The 25469-nt window shown below is 37.8% G+C and carries 22 protein-coding genes; all 22 read left to right on the plus strand.

Going from position 1 to position 25469, the window contains the following annotated elements:
- Position 1: 1 nt before the first annotated feature.
- The 22 genes from PVK62_RS12825 to hepT all read left to right on the plus strand — a co-directional run bounded on the left by PVK62_RS12825 (position 2) and on the right by hepT (position 25268).
- The gene (locus tag PVK62_RS12825; RefSeq protein WP_274444504.1) at positions 2-1390 is read left to right on the plus strand and encodes a hypothetical protein; all 1389 of its coding nucleotides are present in this window, start codon (positions 2-4) and stop codon (positions 1388-1390) included.
- Between the two features lie 155 nt (positions 1391-1545).
- Complete coding sequence (locus PVK62_RS12830) at positions 1546-2460, plus strand: glycosyltransferase (protein ID WP_274444502.1); 915 nt, start codon at positions 1546-1548, stop codon at positions 2458-2460.
- Positions 2457-3698: a glycosyltransferase family 4 protein gene (locus PVK62_RS12835; RefSeq protein WP_274444500.1), complete on the plus strand. Its 1242-nt coding sequence runs from the start codon at positions 2457-2459 to the stop codon at positions 3696-3698. The genes PVK62_RS12830 and PVK62_RS12835 overlap by 4 nt, the downstream gene beginning before the upstream one ends.
- Positions 3699-3806: 108 nt before the next feature.
- Positions 3807-4928 (plus strand): EpsG family protein, encoded by a 1122-nt coding sequence (locus PVK62_RS12840; RefSeq protein ID WP_274444498.1) that lies wholly within the window; start codon positions 3807-3809, stop codon positions 4926-4928.
- 14 nt (positions 4929-4942) lie between these two features.
- Positions 4943-5680, plus strand: coding sequence for a glycosyltransferase family 2 protein (locus tag PVK62_RS12845; RefSeq protein ID WP_274444496.1), 738 nt, complete (start codon positions 4943-4945; stop codon positions 5678-5680).
- A gap of 306 nt (positions 5681-5986) precedes the next feature.
- Positions 5987-6676 carry a glycosyltransferase family 2 protein gene (locus tag PVK62_RS12850; protein ID WP_274444495.1) on the plus strand — a complete coding sequence of 230 codons (690 nt, stop codon included), beginning with the start codon at positions 5987-5989 and terminating at the stop codon, positions 6674-6676.
- Positions 6677-6701: 25 nt separating this feature from the next.
- Positions 6702-7778 (plus strand): dTDP-glucose 4,6-dehydratase, encoded by a 1077-nt coding sequence (rfbB, locus tag PVK62_RS12855; RefSeq protein ID WP_274444493.1) that lies wholly within the window; start codon positions 6702-6704, stop codon positions 7776-7778.
- 6 nt (positions 7779-7784) lie between these two features.
- A complete protein-coding gene (gene rfbA / locus PVK62_RS12860) occupies positions 7785-8681 on the plus strand; it encodes a glucose-1-phosphate thymidylyltransferase RfbA (RefSeq protein ID WP_274444491.1) in 897 nt (298 codons plus the stop codon).
- Complete coding sequence (gene rfbC / locus PVK62_RS12865) at positions 8681-9229, plus strand: dTDP-4-dehydrorhamnose 3,5-epimerase (protein ID WP_274444490.1); 549 nt, start codon at positions 8681-8683, stop codon at positions 9227-9229. Before rfbA ends, rfbC begins: the two co-directional genes overlap by 1 nt.
- Before the next feature lie 15 nt (positions 9230-9244).
- Positions 9245-10120: a dTDP-4-dehydrorhamnose reductase gene (rfbD, locus tag PVK62_RS12870; protein ID WP_274444488.1), complete on the plus strand. Its 876-nt coding sequence runs from the start codon at positions 9245-9247 to the stop codon at positions 10118-10120.
- 4 nt (positions 10121-10124) lie between these two features.
- The gene (locus PVK62_RS12875; RefSeq protein ID WP_274444486.1) at positions 10125-10868 is read left to right on the plus strand and encodes a glycosyltransferase family 2 protein; all 744 of its coding nucleotides are present in this window, start codon (positions 10125-10127) and stop codon (positions 10866-10868) included.
- Positions 10865-11818 carry a UDP-glucose 4-epimerase family protein gene (locus PVK62_RS12880; RefSeq protein WP_274444484.1) on the plus strand — a complete coding sequence of 318 codons (954 nt, stop codon included), beginning with the start codon at positions 10865-10867 and terminating at the stop codon, positions 11816-11818. The genes PVK62_RS12875 and PVK62_RS12880 overlap by 4 nt, the downstream gene beginning before the upstream one ends.
- Complete coding sequence (locus PVK62_RS12885; RefSeq protein WP_274444482.1) at positions 11815-12363, plus strand: sugar transferase; 549 nt, start codon at positions 11815-11817, stop codon at positions 12361-12363. The genes PVK62_RS12880 and PVK62_RS12885 overlap by 4 nt, the downstream gene beginning before the upstream one ends.
- Before the next feature lie 124 nt (positions 12364-12487).
- Entirely contained in the window at positions 12488-14410 is a 1923-nt protein-coding gene (locus PVK62_RS12890; protein WP_274444480.1) for a nucleoside-diphosphate sugar epimerase/dehydratase, read from the plus strand.
- Between the two features lie 351 nt (positions 14411-14761).
- Positions 14762-15928 carry a nucleotide sugar dehydrogenase gene (locus tag PVK62_RS12895; RefSeq protein WP_274444479.1) on the plus strand — a complete coding sequence of 389 codons (1167 nt, stop codon included), beginning with the start codon at positions 14762-14764 and terminating at the stop codon, positions 15926-15928.
- A gap of 341 nt (positions 15929-16269) precedes the next feature.
- Complete coding sequence (locus PVK62_RS12900) at positions 16270-16545, plus strand: helix-turn-helix domain-containing protein (RefSeq protein ID WP_274444477.1); 276 nt, start codon at positions 16270-16272, stop codon at positions 16543-16545.
- A complete protein-coding gene (locus tag PVK62_RS12905; protein WP_274444476.1) occupies positions 16538-17782 on the plus strand; it encodes a type II toxin-antitoxin system HipA family toxin in 1245 nt (414 codons plus the stop codon). The genes PVK62_RS12900 and PVK62_RS12905 overlap by 8 nt, the downstream gene beginning before the upstream one ends.
- A gap of 135 nt (positions 17783-17917) precedes the next feature.
- Positions 17918-18871, plus strand: a complete 954-nt coding sequence (locus tag PVK62_RS12910) for a DHH family phosphoesterase (protein WP_274444475.1) — start codon at positions 17918-17920, stop codon at positions 18869-18871.
- A gap of 176 nt (positions 18872-19047) precedes the next feature.
- Positions 19048-20055, plus strand: coding sequence for a UDP-glucose 4-epimerase GalE (gene galE, locus PVK62_RS12915; RefSeq protein ID WP_274444474.1), 1008 nt, complete (start codon positions 19048-19050; stop codon positions 20053-20055).
- Between the two features lie 365 nt (positions 20056-20420).
- Positions 20421-23813: a DEAD/DEAH box helicase gene (locus PVK62_RS12920; RefSeq protein ID WP_274444473.1), complete on the plus strand. Its 3393-nt coding sequence runs from the start codon at positions 20421-20423 to the stop codon at positions 23811-23813.
- A gap of 644 nt (positions 23814-24457) precedes the next feature.
- The gene (gene mntA, locus PVK62_RS12925; protein ID WP_274444472.1) at positions 24458-24847 is read left to right on the plus strand and encodes a type VII toxin-antitoxin system MntA family adenylyltransferase antitoxin; all 390 of its coding nucleotides are present in this window, start codon (positions 24458-24460) and stop codon (positions 24845-24847) included.
- Positions 24840-25268 (plus strand): type VII toxin-antitoxin system HepT family RNase toxin, encoded by a 429-nt coding sequence (hepT, locus tag PVK62_RS12930; protein ID WP_274444471.1) that lies wholly within the window; start codon positions 24840-24842, stop codon positions 25266-25268. The genes mntA and hepT overlap by 8 nt, the downstream gene beginning before the upstream one ends.
- The last annotated feature ends 201 nt before the right edge of the window (positions 25269-25469 follow it).

Here is a 25469-nt window from a genome sequence, read left to right on the forward strand (position 1 = left end):
AATGAAGAATATGCTAAAAAAACAAGTGAAAAAATTATTTTTATATTTCCCCTTTTTATATGGTTTCTATTCTTTCTTTGCTAATAAAGCGATTAGAAAAAGAGTAAGTGATATTGTCACTAAATTAGAAAAAATAGAACTTTATTCTGAAGTAAGGAGGGCTGAACTTCAACGGAGTGAACTATTTAGTTTATTGGAGTACGCCACAGAATATACTGAATATTATAAGAATATTTTTGATGAGAAAAATATTCAACTAAATTCTATCGATAGTTTTAAAAAAATTCCAATTTTGACAAAGAGCATAATTAGAGCAAATGAAAAGGCTTTACTAAGTAGGCAATTTAACTTGAATCACCTTAGTAAAAGAAACACTGGTGGGAGTACCGGTAAACCGCTGGAGTTTTACGTGGATAAATTATCTGGCGCGAATGATAACGCACACCATTGGTATTTGTACTCTAAAATGGGGTACAAAAAAGGAGATATGATTGTTAGTTGTGGTGGCTTTAATTTACCTGAGAAACAACTTGGGAAAAATCTATTCTGGTTGAAAAATTATAAGGATTGTGTTTGGGGCGAGTATGCATTTTCTGCTCTTTACATGACTTCTGAAAATATCCATCTATATGTCGATAAGCTTGTATTATTGCGTCCATCTATTTTACGTGGGTATCCATCATTTTGGGACTCTATTGCAACGTACATTTTAGCTCACAATATACAAATGCCATTTAAAGTTAAAGGCATTAACCTTACAGCTGAAATGTGCTCAGTTTCACAGCGAAAAAATATTGAAAAAGCTTTTAATACTCTAGTTTATTTCGAATATGGGCATACCGAAATGTGCTTGTATTGTTATACATTAGACTCATCTTACATTTACCAGTCTTCTCCAATCTATGGCTATATAGAAATTGTTGATGAACATGGCTATGATGTTGATGTTGGAGAAATTGGCAAAGTAGTAGTTACTGGATTTAATAATATTGGAATGCCCTTTATTCGATATGATACAGGTGATTTAGTTGAACTTTCTTATCGAAATGGAGGTATTGTAAAATTTAAAAAAATAATTGGTAGAAATCAGGATTTTATAGTTTCTAAAAGTGGCCAGAAAGTCTTTTTAACCGGTCTTATTTTCGGCCAACATTTAAAAGCATTTTCAAGAATCAAGCACTGGCAATTAATACAAAATGAAATAGGTATTGTTAATATCTTGATTGTTAAGGAATCAACCTATGATAAGATGGATGAAGATGAGATACTAAAAAACTTTAACAAAGTAACGGATGTTGATTTGTTTTTTTCATATGTAGATGATATTCCTTTAACGAAGCGTGGTAAGCACCTCTTTTTAATTAATAATTTAAATGGTGATTTTAACTGAAAATAACAAACCAAGACTGTCAGTGTAAAATCATAAAAAGCTACAGTCTTTAAAATACGTTATAGGTATTTGTGATGTCTTGTTGTTTTTATTTTTGCTTAATTTACATTCAACATCTATTTGTAATTCTAACTATAAAATAAGAGGCTCTATTGATGTCCTTAGCCCCTATTATACTGTTTGTTTATAATCGACCAGATCATACAAAAAAAACAATACAGGCCTTGCAACAAAATGTACTTGCATCTGAAAGTGAGTTATTTATATATGCTGACGCCGCTAAAAATGAGTCTGCGCAACAGCAAGTCGATGAAGTGTGTAATTTAATCTCTGATGTTTCAGGATTCAAAAAAATAACAGTTATAAAGCAAGAGACAAATGTTGGTTTAGCAAATTCGATAATTAGTGGTGTTACTGAAATAGTTAATAAATATGGAAAAGTGATCGTTCTGGAAGATGATTTAGTAACAAGCCCATATTTTTTGACATTCATGAATGATGCATTAGACCTTTATTCAAATAAAAAAGATATCTGGCATATCAGTGGTTGGAATTATCCGATTGAAACTGATGGGATTGCAGATACATTTTTATGGCGCACTATGAATTGTTGGGGTTGGGCTACCTGGGATGACCGATGGCAGCATTTTGAAAAAAATACTGATAAGCTAATGGAGAGTTTTACTGCCGAAAAAATAAAAGCGTTTAATCTTGATGGTTATGAGAATTTTTGGGGTCAAGTCCTTGCTAATAAAGAGGGTAAGATAAATACATGGGCAATTTACTGGTATGCAAGTATTTTTGAAAAAAATGGTTTATGTCTTAATCCCACGGAAACGTTTGTTGATAATATTGGGCTAGATGGTTCCGGTATTCATTGTGGGGTTAATACTTCCTACATTGCTAATTTAAACATAAATAACAATATCACTTTTGAAACGAACCTTGAAGAAAGTAGCATAGCTCTCGAACGCATACAATTGTTTTATAGGAAAATGGAAAAATCATTTTTAGTAAGAGCGATAAATAAACTCTCAAGAGTTTTAATTAAAAAGAATATTGTTATATGAAAATATTAATTGTAAATGCATCCGATATCAATGGCGGTGCAGCGAGAGCTGCCTATAGACTCCATCAATCACTTCTAATGAAAAACGTTAATAGTAAAATGCTAGTAATGGATAAAGCCAGCGATGATTTTAGCGTATTAGGGCCCATTTCGAAAGGTGAGAAAGTAGCAAGTAAATTAAGACCAATCTTTGACTCGATTCCTATTAAATTTTATAAATGTAAAATACAAGCTCCATTTAGTATTTCCTGGGGAGAGAGTCGGAAAATAATTAAAACAATAAATGAATTGAAGCCAGATGTTGTTCATCTTCATTGGATAAATGGAGGCATGATTAAAATTGAAGATTTACCTAAAATTAATGCGCCCATTGTTTGGAGCTTGCATGATAATTGGGCATTTACTGGTGGCTGTCATATTATGTGGAATTGCGAAAGTTATAAGGTAAATTGTGGAAATTGCCCCATTCTTAAAAGTGATAAGGAAAAAGATTTAAGTCGAAAAGTTTGGAATAGGAAAAGTAGTACTTTTCCAAAACTGCCAAATATGACGATTGTAGGATTAAGTAATTGGTTAAATGAGTGTTCGAAAAGTAGTTCCCTTTTGAAGGGGCTTCCACATATTAATTTACCAAATCCAATTAATACTACAACATTCAAACCTTTCGACAAAAAAAAGGCGAGAGAGCTTTGGTCTTTACCTACGAATAAAAAATTAGTTCTGTTTGGTGCTAGTAACGCCACTGGCGATATGAACAAGGGTTTTAAAGAATTAAGTAAAGCTTTACACAAATTAATGAATGAAAATATCGAACTTGTTGTTTTTGGCAGTAGCGAACCCAAAAAACCTCAATATTTTGGTTCTAAAACACATTACCTAGGGCGCTTGCATGACGATGTCAGCTTAGTTGCTTTGTATAGTGCTGCAGATGTCATGGTAGTACCTTCTCTACAAGAGAATCTATCAAATGCAATAATGGAAAGTCTATCTTGCTCAACCCCTGTTGTAGCTTTTGATATAGGTGGAAATTCAGATTTAATTAAGCATAAGAATAATGGGTATTTGGCTCAACCTTTTGACTGTAGTGATTTAGCAAAAGGAATCGAATGGGTACTTGATAATAATAGGTATAGCGAACTTTGTTTTAATGCAAGGGATAAGGTCACTCGGGAATTTGACAGTAAGCTTGTTGCTGAAAAGTATATTCAATTATATAAAGAGATTCTAAATATTGGATAGAGCGAATTTTTTTAAACTAAGAAATTGGGAGTTTACTCGCTCTAATTATATATATTCTTGTTGCAATGTAGCAGTATGTTATTTTTTAAATCAAAATGGTAAGTTATTGTGTATTTATTTGGTTTAATTTGTGTTTTTTTATATCCTATTTTACTTGCTGTATCACTGGGAAAATACAGAGCTATATACGATGTTTTATTTGGACTGACTATTGTTATTTTTGCGTCCCTTTTATTCTCATCGAGAGTTTACTTCCTTTCAGAGTCAGATGATATGATTAGGTATTATAGCTCTTATTTACAAGCTGGGAGTTATGATTATTTACAATATATGAAAATAGTTAATCGAGAATGGGTTTATATTAGTTCTGATTGGCTAACTTACCAAGTGTTTGGAGTTATTAATCCTCGTATTTATTTGTTTTTAAAATCTTTAACTTTCAATGGTATTTTTGTTTTCGCATTATTTAAAATATTTAAACAGCAGCGATATAGACTTTTTATTATTCTTGCAATAGTCACAGTACCTTCCATTGGAATCCATACTCAATTGGTTAGGCAATTATTAGGTTTTGCAATATTTTTACTTGCTATTGGTTTTCCCGGCAAGAGTAAACATGTTTTATTTCTGATATTATCCATAGGAGTCCACAAAGTATCTATAATTTACTTTATTTTACTTTGGTCATATCCATTCTTTAAGCGGTTTATATTCAATAATACTTTTCTATTTTTAGCTCTAATTCTTTGCTTGTTTTTAGGGCGATTAATAAACATTGATATGATTGTTGAAATTTTGCAATCAATTCCAGAAATAGGAAAAAAAGCAAATTTCATAACTATGGTAGAAATCGACAGAATTAAATTTGGAATAACAAGTTTAATTGTGATTTTGTTGTGTTTTTTTAATGCGGTAAAATTGGACAGAATTCTTTTAGTTATAACCGAAAAAGAAATGCGTCTTTTTTATGTTTTAATGTTGCTTCTTTTGGGAACGTTGATACTTTCCTCTATAAACGTATTGGCAGAGCGATTTATTGGGTTTGTTGTGATTTTTTTCCCTTGGTTTTTTATAATAGCCATTGATGTTTATTTTAAAAAATCGCAACGTAAATTTCTAACTGCAGTTTTCCTTTGTTTTGCAGTTATATTTTTTAATAAATTTGTCACAGGTGAATATTCGGCATCTAGTATATTTAATGGTGAGTTGGTATTGTTAAGTAAAAAATAAAATAGGTGAATTGAGTGAATAAAGAATTAGTTACTGTTGTGACGGTTTGCTACAACGTAAGCAACGATCTTAATAAAACATTACAGTCGGTTATTAATCAAAGTTATGAAAATATTGAGTGTGTTATTATTGATGGAGGTTCATCCGATTGCTCTGTTGATATTATAAAGAAATACGAAAGTATAGCCTTTAAAAATAATATATCATTTAAATGGATCAGTGAACCTGATAATGGGATATACGATGCGATGAATAAAGGCATTTCCCTAGCTAAGGGTAAGTGGATAAATTTTATGAATGCTGGTGATTTGTTTAATGATAAGTGTGCGTTGGAGAGTGCGTTGAAATATTCTTCAGGTGCTGATTTAATCTACTCGGATACTTTATTTTCAAATGGAAGAGTGTTTATTTGTCAGGAGAACAAAAATAGAATAATTCATCAATCTTTAATTTATAAAAAATCATTGCATAATGAATTTGGATTGTATTTAAATTCAAAAGGAATAACGATATCAGATTATTTGTTCTTTCAGTCTTGTAAAGCAAAAAATTGGTATAAAACTGATGTAATAATAGCTAAATGCGATAGCAATGGGGTATCTTCACATTTAGAACACTTTAAGCAAAAAATAGCAATTGACATTATGTTTAAAAACATTGGCAGAATTCAAGCTTCGTTCATATTACTACTGCACCCAATTTATAATAAGGTAAAATCCTTTTTATTGACTAAGGGGGGGAGGGGCGGTTAGGTTTTTTTATGGTTTTTATATATGTTGTTTTAATTTATAGGTTAATATGAGATATAATGACACGTATCTATTTATTAATAAGAAATAAAGTGCTCTAGTATTTAAAATATATACAAGGTCAGCATCCCATTGTGAACTATTAAATTATGAGGATGTTAATTTAATTACTTTTCGTTTCGACGTTATATTGATATTTTGTAATGTCATATCCATTTTCAGGTGTTGGAAATATTTTAATTAAATTGTGTTTATTGTCTATGTTTCAGGTTCGTAATATTAAATAAGGTTTTTATGATCAGTGTATGCATGGCATCATATAATGGGGTTTTATTCATTGAGATGCAGATATCGAGTATAATCAAACAACTATCAGAATCTGATGAATTAATCATTTCAGATGATGGCTCTAATGATGGGACTATAGATGTTATTAAGAAGTTTATAGAAAAAGATAAGCGTATTAAACTACTTAGTGGACCACAAAGTGGTCTGATTGCAAATTTTGGTAATGCATTAAAACAAGCAAAAGGAGATTATATATTTCTTGCTGATCAAGATGATATCTGGGAAGATAATAAAGTTCTAATTTTCATTGATAAGCTTAAATATCATACATTGGTTATTTCTGACTGCACTGTTAATGATATAGATTTAAAATTATTAAATAAAAGTTTTTATGAATTAAATGGTTCTAAGTCTGGTTTTTTTAAAAACTTATATAAAAATTCTTTTTTGGGTTGTTGCATGGCATTTAGACGTGAATTGTTGACTGATATTTTACCTTTCCCAAATAAAATTCCGATGCACGATTGGTGGATTGGGTTGGTTGCTGAGACAAAATATTCTACAACGTTTATATCAGATAAACTATTAAAGTATCGCCGCCATGGAATGAACGCATCACAAACATCCGAAAAATCAAAGTCTTCAATTATTACAAAAATAAATTACAGATTTTCTTTATTATATTACATTTTATTAAAAAGGTTGTTGTAAATTAATTTTATAGGAAAAAATAACAATGAACATATTAGTTACAGGCGGTGCTGGATTTATTGGTAGTGCGGTTGTACGTTATATAGTTGAGAGAACAGAGGATTCAGTGATTAACGTTGATTGCCTCACTTATGCCGGAAATTTAGAATCTTTGTCTTTAATTGATAAAAATGAGCGTTATCATTTTGTTGAAGCTGATATTTGCAACATGGATGCCATGGTTGAAGTTTTTAATAAATATCAACCCGCATCAATAATGCATTTGGCCGCAGAATCTCACGTGGATCGTTCAATTGATGGCCCTACTGATTTCATTCAAACTAATATTATTGGTACATTTACTCTACTAGAAGCTGCGCGAGTATATTGGTCTGCTTTGCCTAAAGATAAAAAAACAGCTTTCCGTTTTCATCATATTAGCACAGATGAAGTGTACGGTGATTTGGACGGAACAGATGGCCTATTTACCGAAGAAACGTCTTACGAACCAAGTTCGCCATATTCTGCTTCTAAAGCATCAAGTGACCACCTAGTTCGTGCTTGGAACCGTACTTATGGTTTACCTGTGATTGTAACAAACTGTTCAAATAACTATGGTCCTTATCACTTTCCTGAGAAACTAATACCACATGTTATTTTAAATGCGTTAGATGCAAAACCGTTACCTATTTATGGTGATGGTAGCCAAATTCGTGATTGGCTATATGTAGAAGACCATGCTCGTGCTTTATATAAAGTCGTAACAGAAGGTGTAGTAGGTGAAACCTACAACATTGGTGGGCACAATGAAAAGAAAAATATCGAAGTGGTAGAAACGCTTTGTACTATTCTTGATGAATTAAGGCCTATCTCTGATAACCCTACTTTTTCTTCATCGAAAATAACTAATTACAAAGAACTCATTACCTTTGTTAAAGACCGTCCAGGTCACGATGTCCGCTATGCAATCGACGCATCAAAAATTGAAAAAGAGCTAGGTTGGGTACCTAAAGAAAGTTTCGAAACTGGTATTAGAAAAACAGTGGAATGGTACTTAAATAATGAAAATTGGTGGAAGCGTGTATTAAACGGTGAATACCAACTTGAACGTATCGGAGATTAAGTAGTTATGACTAACGCTTCAGTTTCAAAGTATAAAGGTATTATTTTAGCTGGTGGTTCAGGCAGTCGTTTGCATCCTATTACGTTAGGCACTTCTAAGCAGTTATTACCTATCTATGACAAACCAATGATTTTTTACCCGCTGTCAGTTTTGATGCTCGCGGGCATTAAAGATATTCTTATTATCTCAACGCCAGACGATTTACCTAATTTTGAGCGTATGTTGGGTGATGGTAGCCAATTCGGTGTTCAAATCAGTTACAAAGAGCAACCGACTCCAGATGGGTTAGCACAAGCATTCATTATAGGTGAAGAGTTTATAGGCGATGATAATGTTGCTTTAGTATTAGGTGATAACATCTTCTATGGTCAACATTTTTCAGACAAACTATTAGCTGCAGCAAAAGTGGAAAAAGGTGCCTCAGTATTTGGTTATCGTGTTTCTGATCCCGAGCGTTTTGGTGTGGTTGAGTTTGATAAAAGTGGCAAGGCGTTAAGCATTGAAGAGAAGCCTGAACGCCCTAAATCTAACTATGCAGTCACTGGTTTATATTTCTATGATAATGATGTGGTTGAAATTGCTAAAAACATTAAACCATCACACCGTGGTGAGTTAGAAATTACCGATGTGAATATTGCTTACTTAGAGCGTGGTGATTTGAATGTTGAGTTATTAGGCCGTGGTTTTGCTTGGCTTGATACAGGTACGCATGACTCATTACTTGAAGCTAGTCAATTTGTACAAACCGTTGAACATCGTCAAGGCTTTAAGGTCGCTTGTTTAGAAGAGATTGCTTATATGCAAGGCTGGTTATCTAAATATGAACTACTTGATCAGGCAGAAAAGCTGAAGAAAACAGGTTACGGTCAGTACTTATTTAATATCGCTAATGGAGTGATTTAATGAAATTTATTGATACTGCTATTTCTGATGTGAAAATTGTTGAAGTCAATGTATTTGGCGATGAACGCGGTTTCTTTATGGAGACTTTTCGTGCAGATGAGTTTATGAAACAAACAGGTGCTAAACCATTTGTTCAAGACAACCACAGTAAGTCAACGAAAGGTACTTTGCGAGGTCTGCATTTCCAGAAAGAACAAACACAGGGGAAGTTAGTACGCGTTACATCGGGTGCTGTTTACGATGTTGCTGTAGATATGCGCCAATCTTCGCCAACGTTTGGTAAAGCAGTAGGCGTGGAGCTTTCGGCTGAAAATAAGCGTCAATTGTGGGTGCCAGAAGGCTTTGCTCACGGTTTCTATGTAATAACTGATACTGCTGAATTTGTTTATAAGTGCACTGATTATTATCACCCTGAATCTGAAGTGTCTGTTTGTTGGGATGATTCTGAACTTGCTATTGAATGGCCGTTAGTTGATGGCGAATTGCCTAAGTTGTCTGCAAAAGACGCAGATGGTTTTTCTTTTCAAGATGCTCCAAAATTTGATTAATAGGTAAAAGTCAGTATGAAAGTTGTTATTACAGGGAAAGGCGGTCAGCTTGCTTGGGAGTTAGAGCAGCTTGCACCACAAGGTATTGAGGTTATTAGTGTCGGTATTAATGAGCTTGATATTACCAATGAGATATTGGTTACTGAGTTTATAACCAACACTAAACCTGATTTAGTAATTAATGCAGCGGCTTATACTGCGGTGGATAAGGCTGAAGAAGATACAGAGATTGCTTATGCCGTGAATGAGCTTGGTACTAAATATTTAGCTAATATCTGTAAGCAAATTAATGCGCGTATTTTACACATATCTACTGATTTTGTATTTGATGGTTCTAGTACAACACCTTATCAAGCTGATTCAAAACCTAATCCTATCAATGTTTATGGTGCTTCAAAGCTTGCTGGAGAGGTCGCTTTACAAACTATATTGCCTGACGCGAGTGTGATAGTCCGCACTGCTTGGGTATATTCAGTCAACGGCAATAACTTCGTAAAAAGCATGCTGCGTTTGATGCAAGAAAAACCACAGCTTGGCATTATCTATGACCAAGTGGGTACGCCTACTTGGGCTAAAGGTCTAGCACAATGGTTATGGGCAGTAGCAGCTAAACCTGAAGTTACGGGGACTTATCATTGGACTGATGCTGGTATTGCATCTTGGTATGATTTTGCTATTGCGATTCAAGAGTTAGGTATTGAGAAGGGGCTATTAAAAGAGGTTATTCCTGTTTTACCAATTCCAACATCTGCATACCCTACTCTAGCTAAACGGCCTGCATTTTCTGTTATTGATAAATCAAGTGCTGAATCAGTTTCTGGTATTAATTCGATACATTGGCGAAAACAATTGTCTAATATGATGAGTAATCTAGTTAAAGAGTGGAAATAGCTATATGAAAGTATCAATAATAACAGTTTGTTATAATTCTGAAAAAACAATTGAAGATACGTTAAAATCTGTTCAATCTCAATGTTACTCTGGCATCGAGTATATTGTAATTGATGGTGGTTCTAAAGATAGCACGAACGAAATCATTTCAAAATATAAAGATATAGTTTCGGTTCATATCAGTGAGCAGGATAATGGCCTTTATGATGCGATGAATAAAGGTATTGCATTGGCAACAGGTGATATTGTTGGAGTATTGAACTCTGATGATATATTTGTAGATGAAAGCGTAGTTCAAAACTTAGTTAATTCGATTGGTGATAATAGCGGCATTTATGCTGATGTGGGTTTTTATTCTGAGCACGACTTTTCAGATAAAAAGAGGCATTATTCTTCTAAGGGGTTTGTTAAAAGTAAATTTTCTCGGGGTATGATGCCTGCCCACCCATCTTTTTATGTAAGAAAAGAGTGTTATGAAAAAGCTGGTTTATATCGAACTGATTTTAAAATAGCTTCTGACTTTGACATGGTATTAAGAATATTCTCTCTACCAAATACTTCATTTGCATATTTAGAAAAAGAGATTGTGAAAATGCGCCTTGGTGGAGTAAGTACCTCCGGTTTTATGTCAAACTACGTTTTAAATAAAGAAATATTAGATTCTTGTCAAAGTAACGGGATTAAAGCAAGTTGGTTTTCTATTTTATCTAAATATCCTAGTAAAATGTTGGGGTATATTTTTAAATGATATTGCTAACTGGGGGGACTGGTTTTGTCGGTGAAGCCTTACTTAAGGCTTTATCCGACAGAAGTATAAAGTGTTTAGGTAGAAATAAACCTCTTTCAATCATTAATTCTTTATTTCATTTAAGTGATATAAATGCTAGTGTAGATTTTACTAAGGCATTGAAAAATGTTAATTTTATTATTCACTGTGCAGCACGTGTTCATGTGATGGATGATGAATCACATAATCCTCTTAATTCTTACCGTGAAGTTAATACAGCAGGTACTTTAAATCTTGCAAGACAGGCAGTGGAAGCTGGCGTTAAGCGTTTTATCTTTGTTAGCTCGATTAAAGTAAATGGTGAATCTACTAAGTTAAATGCATCATTTAAATCAACAGATATTCGCCAGCCAGAAGATTTTTATGGACAATCTAAATCAGAAGCGGAAGAGCAATTGCTAGAGTTAGCAGAAGAAACTGGTTTAGAGGTTGTTATAATTCGTCCAACCTTGGTTTATGGTCCTGGCGTTAAAGCGAACTTTGCTTCGTTAATGAACTTGGTATCTAAAGGATTACCGCTACCATTTGGGTCTATTACTGACAATAAGCGTAGTTTAGTATCGGTTCACAATTTAGTTGATCTTATTATTACATGCATTGATCACCCTAAAGCTGCTAATCAAGTATTTTTAGTGTCTGATGACCATGATGTATCAACATCAAAAATGGTTCGTGAAATGGCTAAATCGCTCAATAAGCCTCAATGGCAGCTTCCTATACCTAAATGGTGTTTCAGATTGGCGGGTAGTGTTTTTGGGAAACAAGATGTAGTCGATAGATTACTAGGTTCACTGCAGGTTGATATCACTCACACAAAAGAAACACTTGGCTGGAAGCCACCTCAAACATTACAAGAAGGTTTTAAAGAAACTGCTGAAGCTTTCTTGTTAAATAAAGAGAACAAAAAATGATCCGTATTATCGATTTCCTCGCCGCTTTTTTCGGTTTGTTATTGCTTTGGCCAATTTTAGTTATTGTTACCATTATTGGTCTATTCGATACTGGCTCTCCAATCTTCATTCAAGAACGAGTTGGGCGTAATAAAAAACCATTCAAACTGATTAAGTTCCGCACTATGTCAGTTGAAACCAAATCAGTGGCTAGCCATTTAGCCAATAATGCTTCAATTACGAAACTTGGTAATTTTCTTCGTAAAACTAAAATTGATGAATTACCGCAACTAATTAATGTCGTTAAAGGTGAAATGAGCTTGGTTGGTCCTCGTCCAAATTTATTTAATCAAGAAGAGTTAATTAAAGAGCGTGATGCATTAGGTGTTTATGATGTTTTACCTGGTGTGACTGGTTTAGCTCAAGTTCAAAATATCGATATGTCTACACCACAATTGTTAGCTAAAACTGACAAGCAGATGATTGATACGTTAACCATTAAAGATTATTTTAAATACATCATCATGACAGTGACAGGCAGTGGCTCGGGTGATGCCGTAAAATAATTGCGAGAAACAAATCTAAAATCCCAGAAAAGTGATTTATTCACTATAACTTCTGGGATTTTTTATATCTAATCCGTATCATTCATTTTGCTGGTTTTTCTTATAAAAATATAAATGGTTTATTATGTTTAATTTAAACGTCATTTGGTCACTTCCTCGCTATAAAAAACGCTTAATCAGCTTATTGATTGATTTCTTCTTTATCTGTATTTCATTTTATGGTGCTTACTGGGTCCGCATTGGAAAGTTTCAAGCATTACCTTCAGTTGAGGGATTATATGTATTAGTTAGTGCTGTTATTTTAACGTTACTTATTTTTACTAAGCTTGGTCTATATCGAGCTGTATTAAGGTACCTAGGTTTACATGTACTGGCTTTAGTCGGTGTGGGTACGGCTATATCAGCAGTTGCAATGGCTGGATTGGCTTTTTGGTTTGATGCGGCAATACCCCGCTCTGTCCCAATTATTTATGGGGCTTTTTTAGCTATTAGTGTTGGTGGTAGTCGACTCATTGTTCGTAGCTTGGTTGCGCAATCCTCAAATAAAACAGGTAATCCGGTATTAATTTATGGTGCAGGTAGTGCTGGTCGTCAACTGGCATTAGCGCTTCGTCAATCTGATAGCCATAAAGTAGTTGGTTTTGTTGATGAAGATGTCACATTACAAAATACTATGATGATGGGCTTGTATGTCTACACCGCAGCGTGTGCAGAGAAAGTCATAATAAAGCATGGTGTTAAGCAAATATTATTGGCGATACCGAGTGCGTCTCGTCGCCGTCGTAAAGAGGTGATTGATACTATCTCTTTATTACCTGTTGAGATACTCACTGTTCCTGATATGTCAGATATCGTTGCAGGTAACGCAAGTATTGATGAGTTAAAAGATGTATCTATTGATGATCTCTTAGGTCGTGATCCCGTTGCTCCACAGCAATCCTTAATGGAAGCGAACATTAAAGATAAAGTGGTTATGGTAACAGGGGCGGGGGGCTCTATTGGCTCTGAGCTGTGCCGCCAAATAGTTCGAAATAAACCTAAAGCGTTAGTCTTATTTGAGTTGTCTGAGTTCGCCTTGTATCAGATTGATAGAGAGCTATCTTTACTTGTTGAGGCAGAAGGCTTAGGTATTCAAATCATTCCTCTGCTTGGTTCGGTTCAACGTATTAACCGTTTGTCAAAAGTAATGGGCAGTTTTAAAGTTCAAACGGTATATCACGCCGCAGCGTACAAGCACGTACCATTGGTTGAATATAATGTAGTGGAAGGGGTGCGTAATAACGTTTTTGGTACTAACTATACCGCGCGAGCTGCGATTGAAGCGAATGTTGAGTCGTTTGTTTTGATCTCTACCGATAAGGCGGTTCGTCCTACTAATATTATGGGTACGACCAAGCGTATGGCGGAGTTAGGTCTGCAAGCGTTGGCAGAGCAGCAAAATAAGATCCGTGCAAAAGACGCAAGTGCAGGTACGCGTTTTTGTATGGTGCGTTTTGGTAATGTATTAGGCTCATCTGGCTCTGTCGTGCCGGTATTTAAACGTCAAATTGAAAATCGGGAACCCATTACGGTAACCCATGAAGAGATCACGCGTTTCTTTATGACCATTCCTGAAGCAGCTCAATTGGTTATTCAAGCAGGGGCTATGGGTAAAGGCGGTGATGTATTTGTACTTGATATGGGCGAATCAGTAAAAATAGTTGATTTGGCAAAAAATTTAATTCGACTTTCTGGTTTAGAAGTGAAAAGTAAATTAAATCCATACGGTGATATTGAGATTAAATACACAGGCCTGCGCCCTGGTGAAAAACTGTATGAAGAGTTATTGATAGGTGACAATGTTGGTTCAACGGCGCATGAGCGGATCATGACGGCACAAGAAGATTTCTTACCATTAGATGAATACAATATTTTGTTAAATAAGTTAGATACTGCTTGTCATGATTTTGACCATGAAGCGATACGTCAGTTACTTCTTGATGCACCGACTGGTTTTGTGCCAGTTGACGGGATAGGGGATTTGGTGTGGAAGGCGGATAAAGAATAGGACGCTTCGCTGCGAGGAAGAGAAAAAGCGAGGATTCAGGTCTCAGGCTTCAGGAAGATCAAAAGCGAATACCCTGAAACCTCTGCGCGTAGCGTCCTGAATCCTAGTTTTTTATCACCAACCCCTCCCAGCCTCCCCTTATATTGATATTTTTAGCCAAGTGACTATATCGATAAAGGAGAGGAGCTAAAAGCGGCTGCGGCGCTTATCTTTGATCTTATAGAAGCGAAGCGGCCTAGTTTCTAGTTAGCGAAGCGTATAGTTTCCAGTACCTCGTATTTCGATTCTCGCACCTCCCCCCTTTCTCCCTTATAATCCCCTAAGATAAATTTCCCTACAGGATAAATAATAATGAAAATTGCCATTGCAGGTACAGGTTACGTTGGCTTATCAAATGCAGTGTTGTTAGCACAACATAATGAAGTGATTGCCGTTGATATCATGGCTGAAAAAGTTGAGCTAATTAATAATAAGCAATCACCAATTTCAGATGTAGAGATTGAAGATTTCTTAGCGAATAAAGATCTTAATCTTACCGCTACGTTAGATAAAGCGTTGGCTTACAAATATGCTGAGTATGTGGTGGTTGCTACACCAACAGATTATGACCCAGCAACAAATTACTTTAATACTGGCTCGGTTGAGGCGGTGATTAAAGAGGTAATGGCAATTAACCCAAATGCAGTGATGGTGATCAAATCTACTGTTCCTGTTGGGTATACCGAGCGTATTAAACAAGAACTAGGTTGCGATAATATTATCTTTTCGCCTGAGTTTTTACGTGAAGGTCGCGCGCTGTTTGATAATCTTCATCCATCTCGCATTATTGTGGGTGAGCAATCTGACCGTGCTCAAGTGTTTGCAGATTTATTAGTTCAAGGCGCGATTAAAGAAAACATTGAAGTATTACTGACTCGTTCTACCGAAGCTGAGGCTGTTAAGTTGTTTTCTAATACTTACCTTGCGATGCGTGTTGCTTATTTCAATGAGTTAGACTCTTATGCTGAAGCCCATGGTTTAGATGCACGCCAAATCATTGAAGGGGTAGGGTTAGATCCTCGTATTGGTAATCACTACAATAATCCATCATTTGGTTATGGCGGTTACTGTCTACCAAAAGACACTAAGCAGTTATTAGCGAATTACCAAGAAGTGCCAAATAACATTATTGGCGCGATTGTGGATGCTAACCGTACTCGTAAGGATTTTGTTGCTGAATCCATTATGAAACGAAATCCTAAAGTGGTTGGCATTTATCGTTTAATCATGAAAGCGGGTTCTGATAACTTCCGTGCTTCTTCGATTCAAGGGATCATGAAACGCTTGAAAGCTAAAGGTATTGAAGTAGTGGTGTATGAGCCAGTATTAAAAGAATCTGATTTCTTTAACTCTCGTGTGATTGAAGATTTGAATGAGTTTAAGCAAGTGTCAGATGTGATTGTCTCGAACCGTATGATGGAAGAGCTGGCAGATGTTGAGGGTAAGGTTTATACCCGCGATTTGTTTGGTAGTGACTAAGGGGTAGAGCAGGGTTCAGGTCTCAGGTTTCAGGAAGATCAAAAGCGAATACCCCTGAAACCTCTGCGCGTAGCGTCCTGAATCCTAGTTTTTTATCACCAACCCCTCCCAGCCTCCCCTTATATTGATATTTTCAGCCAAGTGACTAATGGTGATAAAGGGGAGGAGCGAAGATCCAAAAGCGGGTACGGCACTTGCTTTTGATTTTATAGAAGCGAAGTGGTCTAGTCTCTAGTTAGCGCAGCGTATAGCTTCTAATACCTACCTTAAGTTGCTACAGTGATGTCAATTTAATAAAAAAGTTCTATAATATTGTTACTATAGTAACAGTTGGGTTTAATATGCTATCTCTTCATACCGCTTTTGATGTTCAACTTGAATTAAAAGATTTTATTAAACAACGTCGTAAACAACAAAAACTTAGTGTGGAAGCATTAGCTAAGTGCTCTGGCGTGCCTTATAGCACCATTCGAAAATTTGAAAATACTGGGAATATCTCTTTAAGGCAGTTTCTAATGTTACTTGAAAGCGTTGATAGCCTTAACGATATACACAATTTAACAAAGACATCTAATCAAGAACCGACGAGTATTGAGGAGGTATTAAGAAATGCTTAACACACCTTTAATCGTAAAAAGAACGTTTGCAGATGGGCATCAAGAAAAGCTAGGTCAGCTTGCTGAAAATAAAACAGGTATCTATTTTCAGTATGATGAGTCGTACCTAAGTCAACATAAGCATTCAATCGCGCCTTTTAATATCAGAGCAGATCTTAGTTTACAAAAAGCGCCTAGACAGCCACATTATGGACTTCACGGCGTATTTGGTGACAGTCTACCTGATGGGTGGGGGCTGTACTTAATGGATCGAATGTTCAGGAATAATGGCTTCAATCCTCAAATGGTTACCGCGTTAGAAAGACTTGCTTATGTTGGAGACCAATGCTTAGGTGCGCTTTCTTATGAGCCTGAAATGGCATTAGCTGATTCAAGTTCAAGAGATATAGAATTAATCACATTAGGTAAAGAAGCGGTTAAAGAGTTCGAAGGCACAGAATCCCATCTTATTGCACATCTAATGAATGCTGGTGGCTCGGGTGGTGCACGACCAAAACTAAATGTAACTAAATGCAGTGACGGTCAATACTCAACATTACCAAATGCAAAAGGTGAAAAACTTCTCATTAAATTAACGTCTGATAAATTTGACTTAAAACATTCAGAAAGCTTAGTTGAATATGCCTATATGAAAATGGCAAGAAACGTAGGCATTGAAGTTCCTAATTTTGAATTAGTTGACGCGAGTAATGGTCAATTTTGGTTGCAACAAACACGCTTCGATTGCACGCCAAATGGTGGCCGTCAGCATATGATATCTGCATGTGGTTTGTTGGACGCGCCTTTTAGAGAGCCATCTTTAGATTATGTCGATTTAATCAAAGCAACACGCCAACTTTGTGGTATTCAAGAAGCACAAAAATTAGTAAAAAGAGCATTGTTTAATTACATCACAGTTAATCAGGATGATCACAGCAAGAACTTTGCTTTTCTCGCTGACGATAATGATAATTGGAGATTGTCGCCATTTTACGACATCGTTTACAGTCCTTCCCCTTATAAAGAACACATGACTTCGTTTAATGGTAATGGTCGACTACCAACAACTAAAGCGTTAGAATTAATGGCAGGGCATGCAGGTTATGCAAATGTCACACCTTTGATAAATATGATTGAAGAGATTTATCATGAGACTCGGGATTTTAAACAAGAGGCATTAAATCTCGGTATATCAAACGCGTTAATTTCGACGATTGATTCACATATATCTCAGCAATACCGCCAATTCAATAATTGAGGCAAGGAAGATCTCTTGCTTTTGATTTTCCTGAAACCTGAAACCTTTGCGCGCAGCGTCCTCAACCTAACCTTGACTCTCAATCAGGACCATAGGACCATAGGATAGCTCTTCCCGTTCTTCAAAAGGATTTTCATGAACTTCGACATCTTCAACGGTGACGCTGATGGCATTATCGCTCTTCTTCAACTTCGTTTGGCTAACCCTCAAAAATCAACTTTAATCACTGGCGTTAAGCGTGACATTAACTTAATGACTAAAGTGGATGCCAAAGCGGGTGATAACCTCACTGTACTAGACATCTCAATGGAAAAGAACATGGCAGCTCTAGATCTTGCTCTAAGTTCAGGTGCTGAAGTATTTTATGCCGATCACCATCGTGCGGGTGATATCCCTGAGCACGAGAATCTATCTGCTCATATCGATTTAGATGCCAATACCTGTACTGCCTTAATTATTGATAACCTACTAAATGGTCAGTTTCATGAGTGGGCAATTACGGCGGCGTATGGGGATAACTTAATTGCAAAAGCGAATGAGCTGGCGGATGTTATCGGCTTATCTTGTGAGCAAAAATCTCAGTTAAAAGAGCTTGGGACATTAATCAACTATAATGGGTATGGGGCGAAGGTGGATGATCTGCATTTTGATCCTGCTGCTTTATACCAAGCGTTATTACAATACTCATCGCCTTTTGATGTGATTGCGGATAAAGCATCGCCTTTTTATCAGCTGCAAGCGGCGTATCAATCGGATATGGATAATGCATTATCTATAGAGGCTCTGCACAAAAGTGAGAAATTAGGGTTATTTGAGTTACCAAATGAAGCGTGGGCACGTCGTATTAGCGGTGTTTATGGTAATCTTTTAGCAAATCAAAATCCCGATTCAGCTCATGCGGTATTAACGCAAAATGCGGATGGCACTTATATGGTATCACTTCGTGCGCCGTTAAATAATAAGCAAGGTGCGGGTGAGATCTGTAGCTTGTTTGAAACTGGTGGTGGTCGTGAGGCGGCGGCGGGAATTAATGTATTGCCGAAAGAGAAAATTGCTGAGTTTATTAGAGTGGTTGAGAATAAATATTAGAGTGAAACTAGAAACTATACGCTGCGCTAACTAGAGACTATAAGTGCAGGTATAGCTAGTGTAATAATTAAGCCTATCAACATGGATGCTTTTGCTTTTATAGTTTCTAGAGCGAAGCGTTCTAGTTAGCGCAGCGTATAGGCTCTTATGACATAAATTTAAAATCGAGAAATATCATGAATATATTAGTCACTGGTGGAATGGGTTACATTGGTAGCCACACATGTGTACAAATGATTGAAGCGGGCTTAACGCCAATCATTTTAGACAACTTATACAACAGTAAAGAAGTGGTGCTTGATCGCATTGCAGCGTTAGTTGGTGTTAAACCTAAGTTTTACCAAGGTGATATTCGCGATCCTCTAATTCTAGAAACCATCTTTGCTGAAAACCAAATCGATAGCGTGATCCACTTTGCTGGTTTAAAAGCGGTGGGTGAGTCGGTTGAAAAGCCAATCATGTATTACGATAACAATGTATCGGGTACATTAGTTTTGGTTGAAGCGATGCGTAAAGCGGGCGTGAACAGTATTGTATTTAGTTCATCTGCAACCGTTTATGGCGATCCTGCTTCTGTGCCGATTAATGAAAATTTCCCAACATCAGCAACTAATCCTTATGGTCGTAGTAAGCTGATTGTTGAAGAGTGTCTAACCGATATTCAAAAAGCACATCCAGAAATGAGCGTAACTCTACTTCGTTACTTTAACCCGGTTGGCTCTCATAAATCAGGCACCATGGGTGAAGACCCACAAGGTATTCCAAACAACCTAATGCCGTTTATTTCTCAAGTGGCTGTTGGTCGTCGTGAGTTTTTATCAGTATTTGGTGATGATTACCCAACGGTTGATGGTACTGGTGTTCGTGATTATATCCATGTGGTGGATTTGGCTGATGGTCATTTAGCGGCACTTAAATACAAGGGTAAAGAAGCGGGTCTTCATATCTATAACTTGGGTACGGGTAAAGGCTACAGTGTTTTACAGATGGCAGAAGCGTTCTCTAAAACGGCTGGCGTTCCTGTTCCTCATAAAATCGCACCTCGTCGCCCAGGCGATATTGCCGAATGTTGGGCAGATCCTGCTAAAGCGCGTGAAGAGTTGAAGTGGGAAGCGAAGTTGTCTCTTGATGATATGACTGAAGATACGTGGCGCTGGCAGTCGAATAATCCGAAAGGGTATTAAAAGCAGGGTTCAGATCGGTCGCAGGCTCCCTTAAAGGGTTCAGAGGTGATCGTTGTGATTGCAGCGAATTATATACTGTTCCCTCCCCTTAATAAGGGGAGGGTTAGGGAGGGGTTATTGCGATACAGGTAGAATTGAATACAAATCTAACTTGATTATACGCTGTTAGCTCTTGACCCCCTCCCAGCCTCCCCCTTAATAAGGGGGAGGAGCTAAGAGCAACAACGCACACCCCTGAATTCTGCAAGCGTAGCGATCTGAACCCTAAGCCCTTGCTCTCCACTATTCCCCTTAATCAAATTGCATTCCCCTTACACTTCTTTTACTCTCACAGAGTCATAAACCCTTTATCTGTGAGTTTACCAATGCTTTCTCATTCACCTTCTGATTATCTTGAACTCTATGCAACTTTGCTTTGCGGACCGAATATGCAGAGCGGAAGCGATCATCATGCTGAATTTACCGCGGCGTTAACAGAGAGTGAGAAGTGGAATGCCAATTACCTTAAGGTTAACGTGGTATTTGATGAATGGTGTTTCTCACAAGAGATAGATAAAGAACACTTCTTGGCAGCGCCGCAGTTTGATAGTGGTTATCTTCGTCATCGAGAAAGTGTTTATGAACTCGATATTCAAAAGGTCTCCTTCACTCAATTGTGCGATCTCGCCTTATTGAGTGTGCTAGACCCATCTTTATTAAACAAAACAAAAGAGAATCTAAACTTAGCTCTTGAACAAACAGGTCAAGACTTGCCTCAATATTGGCAACGCTCGGTAGATTTTATTACGGCGAGTGATGCGGTGTTAGCTCGGTATTTTGACAATCCTGATCGTTGGCTGGCTTCTCTTGTTCAGAAGAGCGGTAAAGTGGCATGGGGCCGAATGTTGATTGAATCAATTGTCGCTTATCGTGTACGTGATAATGCTGATGTGTGGGTTGGATTAATGACATTGGCGAATAACCCTGTGGTAACTAGCTTACTTGAATTTTCTGATGATTTTGCTCTGGCGACAATAGCAAAACACGCCTTGTCTCGCTTGGTAGATCAAAGCAATCCGTTACTGCTTGTCTCTTCTCCTTGGCAGCAGTGGCTAACCCGTATTGATGGGGTGCTAAATACTGAAGTCGCCAACAAAGAGCGTTTAATTTGGCAGTTAGAGCCGCTGGCCATGAAGGTGAATGCCAAAATACAGGCGAAGAATAAACGCGGTTGGACTCAGGGACGCAAGGTGGCTCTGGATAAGTTTAACCATAAGCACAAAGAGATACTTAGCCCAAGTGATACCGCGATCCTTTCTGCCGCGGCTTATGATGGTATGGACTGGGGTGATAGCAGCTCAAGAGTCACTCGAGCCGTCGCTCATGCGTTATGTGATGCCGATAACGTATATGATCATCATGGCGACCAAGTGTCGTTTTATCGAGAGACGCCGTTGTTAGTCTGGCGCTCGGTAGGAGATGAATTGGCGTTTGAGGTTTATCCTTATTATCACCAACAGACTTGCGCTCAACCTTGGTTGTATCACTCTGGCGGTGGTATCTACTCTTTCATTGATGCGCCTGAACAGCTGACCGATTTTTTAGAAGAGTTAAGAGTTCGTGATCCGCATTTTCCCGTAACCCAAACCGCAGAGTTAGTGGCGGTACTTGGCGATCAAGTGCATTGGTTTGATATAGATAAACAGAAAGGGACAGTGACTCGGGGTAATAGTGTGGCTGAGCCTCAGTTATGGCTTGCTTGGAATGGCGCGTCTTTGGATGTGGCGATTGAGTTTGGCTCTAGCGATAACAATGTGAGTTGGACGCCAGGAAAAGGCAGCGAGTGGGAAAGTGGTTTTGATGGCGTGTGGTATCAACGTGATCTTGTTAATGAAAAACGTCAAGCTAACGCATTGGTTGATGAATTAGGGCTCGTTAAGAATAAGAATTTTATTTGGCAGATTGAAGGTGAAGCGGCGCTAACGTTTATTACTCAAATTGATGGTGAGTTGGGTGCAAACCTGCATTGGAAAGCGGACAGCCAGCAAGTGAAAGTGATTGGGGTTGATGACTTTTCAATGTCGATTAACCAAAAGCAGAATTGGTTTGAAGTCGATGGGCGCGTTCATATTGATAGCAGTTTAGAGATGGATTTACGTCAGTTGTTGGCGCATCACCGTACCGGTTTTGTCAGTGCTGATAATTCTTCATTGACGCTATTAATCTCAGAGCAACTGCGTCGCCAATTAAGCTTGATTGACAGTCTGGTCGATGATGAACAATTGGTTGATCAGCGCATGGCGTATCCACTGCAAAAACTGGTGGAGTCAATGTCGGCCAACAGTGATGATGCGTGGGATAAGTTGGTGGAAGAGTGGCGAGTGAAGCCAGAGCTGGATGCCGACTTGCTATTGCCATTGCGTGATTACCAAAAAGAGAGCGTCGAGTGGGCGGCGCATCTTTCTCAACATGGATTTGGTGCGTGTCTTGCGGATGACATGGGCTTAGGTAAGACACTGCAAGGCTTAACGTTGTTGAGCCATTATCGTCAGCAGGGACCAAGTATGGTGGTGTGCCCTAAATCGGTATTAACCAATTGGGTGCAAGAAGCTGAGCGTTTTACGCCACAGTTAACCATGATTGATTTAGAAGCGAGCAGTGATCGTATTGCCACCATTAATGCCGCAGGTGCCAATGATGTGATCGTGATGAGTTATGGCATGGTGACGCGATTAGCTGAAACCTTAAATGAGATTGATTGGAATTGTGCGGTATTGGATGAGGCGCAGCAGATCAAGAACCCGCAAACCAAACGCTCAAAAGTAGTCTTTGGTTTACAAGCCGCGCATCGCTTTGCGTTATCAGGAACGCCAGTAGAGAATCATTTGGTTGAGCTGTGGAGTCTGTTCTCTTTCTTGAATCCTGGATTACTTGGCGATCTTAAATCGTTTCGTTCTAAATACGCACAAGCTGCGAAGCAAGAACAAGACATGCTGCGATTAAAGACCTTAGTGAGTCCGTTTATTATGCGTCGCACTAAAGCAGAAGTACTGACGGAGCTACCTGCGAAGACAGAAGTCATTCACCATATTGAACTCTCCAATAAAGAGCGAACCGCGTATGAAGCGGTAAGAAAAGAGTCATTAGCGAATTTAAAAAGTGAATCGAGCCGTGGTGTGGTGGAAGTCTTTGCTGCGTTAACAAAACTGCGCCAGATCTGTTGTGATGTTGGCTTGGTGTTTGATTCTATGAAGGGAGAGGAAAGTACCAAGTTATCTGAAGCGCAGAGTTTGATTGAAGAGGCCTTGGATGGTGACCATAAAGTGTTGGTGTTCAGCCAATTTGTTGGTGTATTGAAACGTTTTTCTGCTCAGTTAACTGAATCAAATATCCGCTTTAGTTATTTGGATGGCAAGTTAACTACTAAGCAGCGTCAGGCGGCGATTGATTCGTTTAAAGAGGGTGAAAATTCTGTGTTTTTGATCAGCTTAAAAGCCGGAGGCACAGGATTAAACTTAACTGAAGCTGACACGGTTATTCATATAGATCCGTGGTGGAACCCAGCTGTAGAAGATCAAGCCAGTGATCGCGCCTATCGCATGGGCCAACAAAAGCCTGTGACGGTTTATCGCTTGGTAACGAAAAATACCATTGAAGAGAAGATCATCGCTCTGCATCATGATAAACGTGATTTGGCCGATCAAGTGTTGTCGGCAAGCTCAACCAGTAAGACGTTGGATCCTACAATGCTGTTGAGTTTGTTGGAGGGGGAGAGCTAGAAGCTATACGCTGCGCTGGCTAGAGACTATAAGAGCAAAAGCCAAAGCGAGTACATAGTTAACTTGGTTTATGCGTTGTTAGCTCTTTACCCCCTCCCAGCCTCCCCCTTATTAAGGGGGAGGAGCCGATTGTAGTTGTTGTAATTTCAGCGCATACAATACAGTCCCCTCCCTTTACTAAGGGGAGGGTTAGGGAGGGGTTGTTGTGATGAAGGTAGAATTGAGTACATGGTTAACTTGATTTAGATGCTGTTAGCTCTTTACTCCCTCCCAGCCTCCCCCTTATTAAGGGGGAGGAGCCGATTGTAGTTGTTGTAATTTCAGCGCATACAATACAGTCCCCTCCCTTTACTAAGGGGAGGGTTAGGGAGGGGTTGTTGTGATGAAGGTAGAATTGAATTCATAGTTAACTTGGTTTATGCGTTGTTAGCTCTTTACCCCCTCCCAGCCTCCCCCTTATTAAAGGGGAGGAGCTATATTGTAATCGCGGTTATTTCAACGACCACCTCTGAATTCTGCCAGCGAAGCGATCTGAACTCTGCACTCTGCACTTGCTCTTCCTGAAACCTGAAATCTGAAACCTTTAAGCGCAGCGCCCTTAACCCTGCTATAGTATCCAAATAGACAGCAGTAATGGATTGAGTATGATTGATTCTATCGTTAGTTTGGCCAAAATGGATGAGAGTATTGAACTGGTATGGTTATACGGTTCACGGGCTCAAGGTACTCATCATCAAGAAAGTGATTTTGATTTAGCGGTGGCATTTAATGATCATTCGTTATCTACTCTTGCTTTGCGAACTCGGCCTGAGTGTTTGGCTATGGAATGGGCGGAGCATTTGGAACTACCTTTAGATAAAGTTAGTATCGTTGATATCAATCATATACCAATAGCTCTTGCATTTAATGTTATTGAGTACGGGAAGCTTATTTATAACAATAATCCTCTTCTGTTTTATAAAGAGCAGAATCGTATTAACTCAATGTTTGAGTATCAATTGATTGAAAGCAAAAGAAGTGCATCGTATGAATAAAGGTCTTGAATTATATCTAGTGGAAGTTGAGTCCCATAAAGCGAAATATCTCAAAGAGTTAAATGAACTTCGGTTTGACCTAAATCAGTCGAGTTTAAAAAGTCGTGACTATTTAGCTGCCGAGCGTCTATTGCAGGTATTTACTGAGATGTGTATTGGATTATCTAAGCATATGGTAAAGAAAATCCAAAATAAAAGTCCAACGGAAGCCTATCAATCATTTTCCTTGCTAAAAGAGCATGGTCTGATTTCTAGCAATGAGTTACGTACTTGGAAACAGATTATTGGTATGCGAAATGGTCTAGTGCATGATTATTTAAATATTGATTTACTTATTGTTGAAGATATTTTACGTGAAGGTCATTATCAAGCTCTTGCTGATTTTACGGAGAAGGCGATCACCTTTTTATTGTCAGAGTAGAGATATAAGAGTTGAATTCTGCCAGTGAAGGTGAGAGAGGGGGCAAGAGTGTTGTGCTTACTTTTGATCTTCTTTACGTCTATTTGTTCAAAGTTTATACTGATGATAATTCCATATTCTTAAAGGTTAATCTATGCCATTACTGATCCCTGAAATCTAAGATCAAAAAAATGCCCACAGACTATAAAGCCTGTGGGCATT

The sequence above is a fragment of the Aliivibrio sp. S3MY1 genome (assembly GCF_028765575.1).
In the GTDB taxonomy this organism is placed as follows: domain Bacteria; phylum Pseudomonadota; class Gammaproteobacteria; order Enterobacterales; family Vibrionaceae; genus Aliivibrio.

Coding starts and splice junctions, on each gene's coding strand:
- PVK62_RS12880 (WP_274444484.1), top strand. CDS start 10,865: ATGATATTGCTAACTGGGGGGACTGGTTTTGTCGGTGAAGCCTTACTT.
- galE (WP_274444474.1), top strand. CDS start 19,048: ATGAATATATTAGTCACTGGTGGAATGGGTTACATTGGTAGCCACACA.
- hepT (WP_274444471.1), top strand. CDS start 24,840: ATGAATAAAGGTCTTGAATTATATCTAGTGGAAGTTGAGTCCCATAAA.
- PVK62_RS12905 (WP_274444476.1), top strand. CDS start 16,538: ATGCTTAACACACCTTTAATCGTAAAAAGAACGTTTGCAGATGGGCAT.
- rfbC (WP_274444490.1), top strand. CDS start 8,681: ATGAAATTTATTGATACTGCTATTTCTGATGTGAAAATTGTTGAAGTC.
- PVK62_RS12895 (WP_274444479.1), top strand. CDS start 14,762: ATGAAAATTGCCATTGCAGGTACAGGTTACGTTGGCTTATCAAATGCA.
- PVK62_RS12835 (WP_274444500.1), top strand. CDS start 2,457: ATGAAAATATTAATTGTAAATGCATCCGATATCAATGGCGGTGCAGCG.
- PVK62_RS12890 (WP_274444480.1), top strand. CDS start 12,488: ATGTTTAATTTAAACGTCATTTGGTCACTTCCTCGCTATAAAAAACGC.
- PVK62_RS12885 (WP_274444482.1), top strand. CDS start 11,815: ATGATCCGTATTATCGATTTCCTCGCCGCTTTTTTCGGTTTGTTATTG.
- PVK62_RS12830 (WP_274444502.1), top strand. CDS start 1,546: ATGTCCTTAGCCCCTATTATACTGTTTGTTTATAATCGACCAGATCAT.
- PVK62_RS12900 (WP_274444477.1), top strand. CDS start 16,270: ATGCTATCTCTTCATACCGCTTTTGATGTTCAACTTGAATTAAAAGAT.
- PVK62_RS12875 (WP_274444486.1), top strand. CDS start 10,125: ATGAAAGTATCAATAATAACAGTTTGTTATAATTCTGAAAAAACAATT.
- PVK62_RS12850 (WP_274444495.1), top strand. CDS start 5,987: ATGGCATCATATAATGGGGTTTTATTCATTGAGATGCAGATATCGAGT.
- PVK62_RS12910 (WP_274444475.1), top strand. CDS start 17,918: ATGAACTTCGACATCTTCAACGGTGACGCTGATGGCATTATCGCTCTT.
- rfbD (WP_274444488.1), top strand. CDS start 9,245: ATGAAAGTTGTTATTACAGGGAAAGGCGGTCAGCTTGCTTGGGAGTTA.
- rfbA (WP_274444491.1), top strand. CDS start 7,785: ATGACTAACGCTTCAGTTTCAAAGTATAAAGGTATTATTTTAGCTGGT.
- mntA (WP_274444472.1), top strand. CDS start 24,458: ATGATTGATTCTATCGTTAGTTTGGCCAAAATGGATGAGAGTATTGAA.
- rfbB (WP_274444493.1), top strand. CDS start 6,702: ATGAACATATTAGTTACAGGCGGTGCTGGATTTATTGGTAGTGCGGTT.
- PVK62_RS12825 (WP_274444504.1), top strand. CDS start 2: ATGAAGAATATGCTAAAAAAACAAGTGAAAAAATTATTTTTATATTTC.
- PVK62_RS12920 (WP_274444473.1), top strand. CDS start 20,421: ATGCTTTCTCATTCACCTTCTGATTATCTTGAACTCTATGCAACTTTG.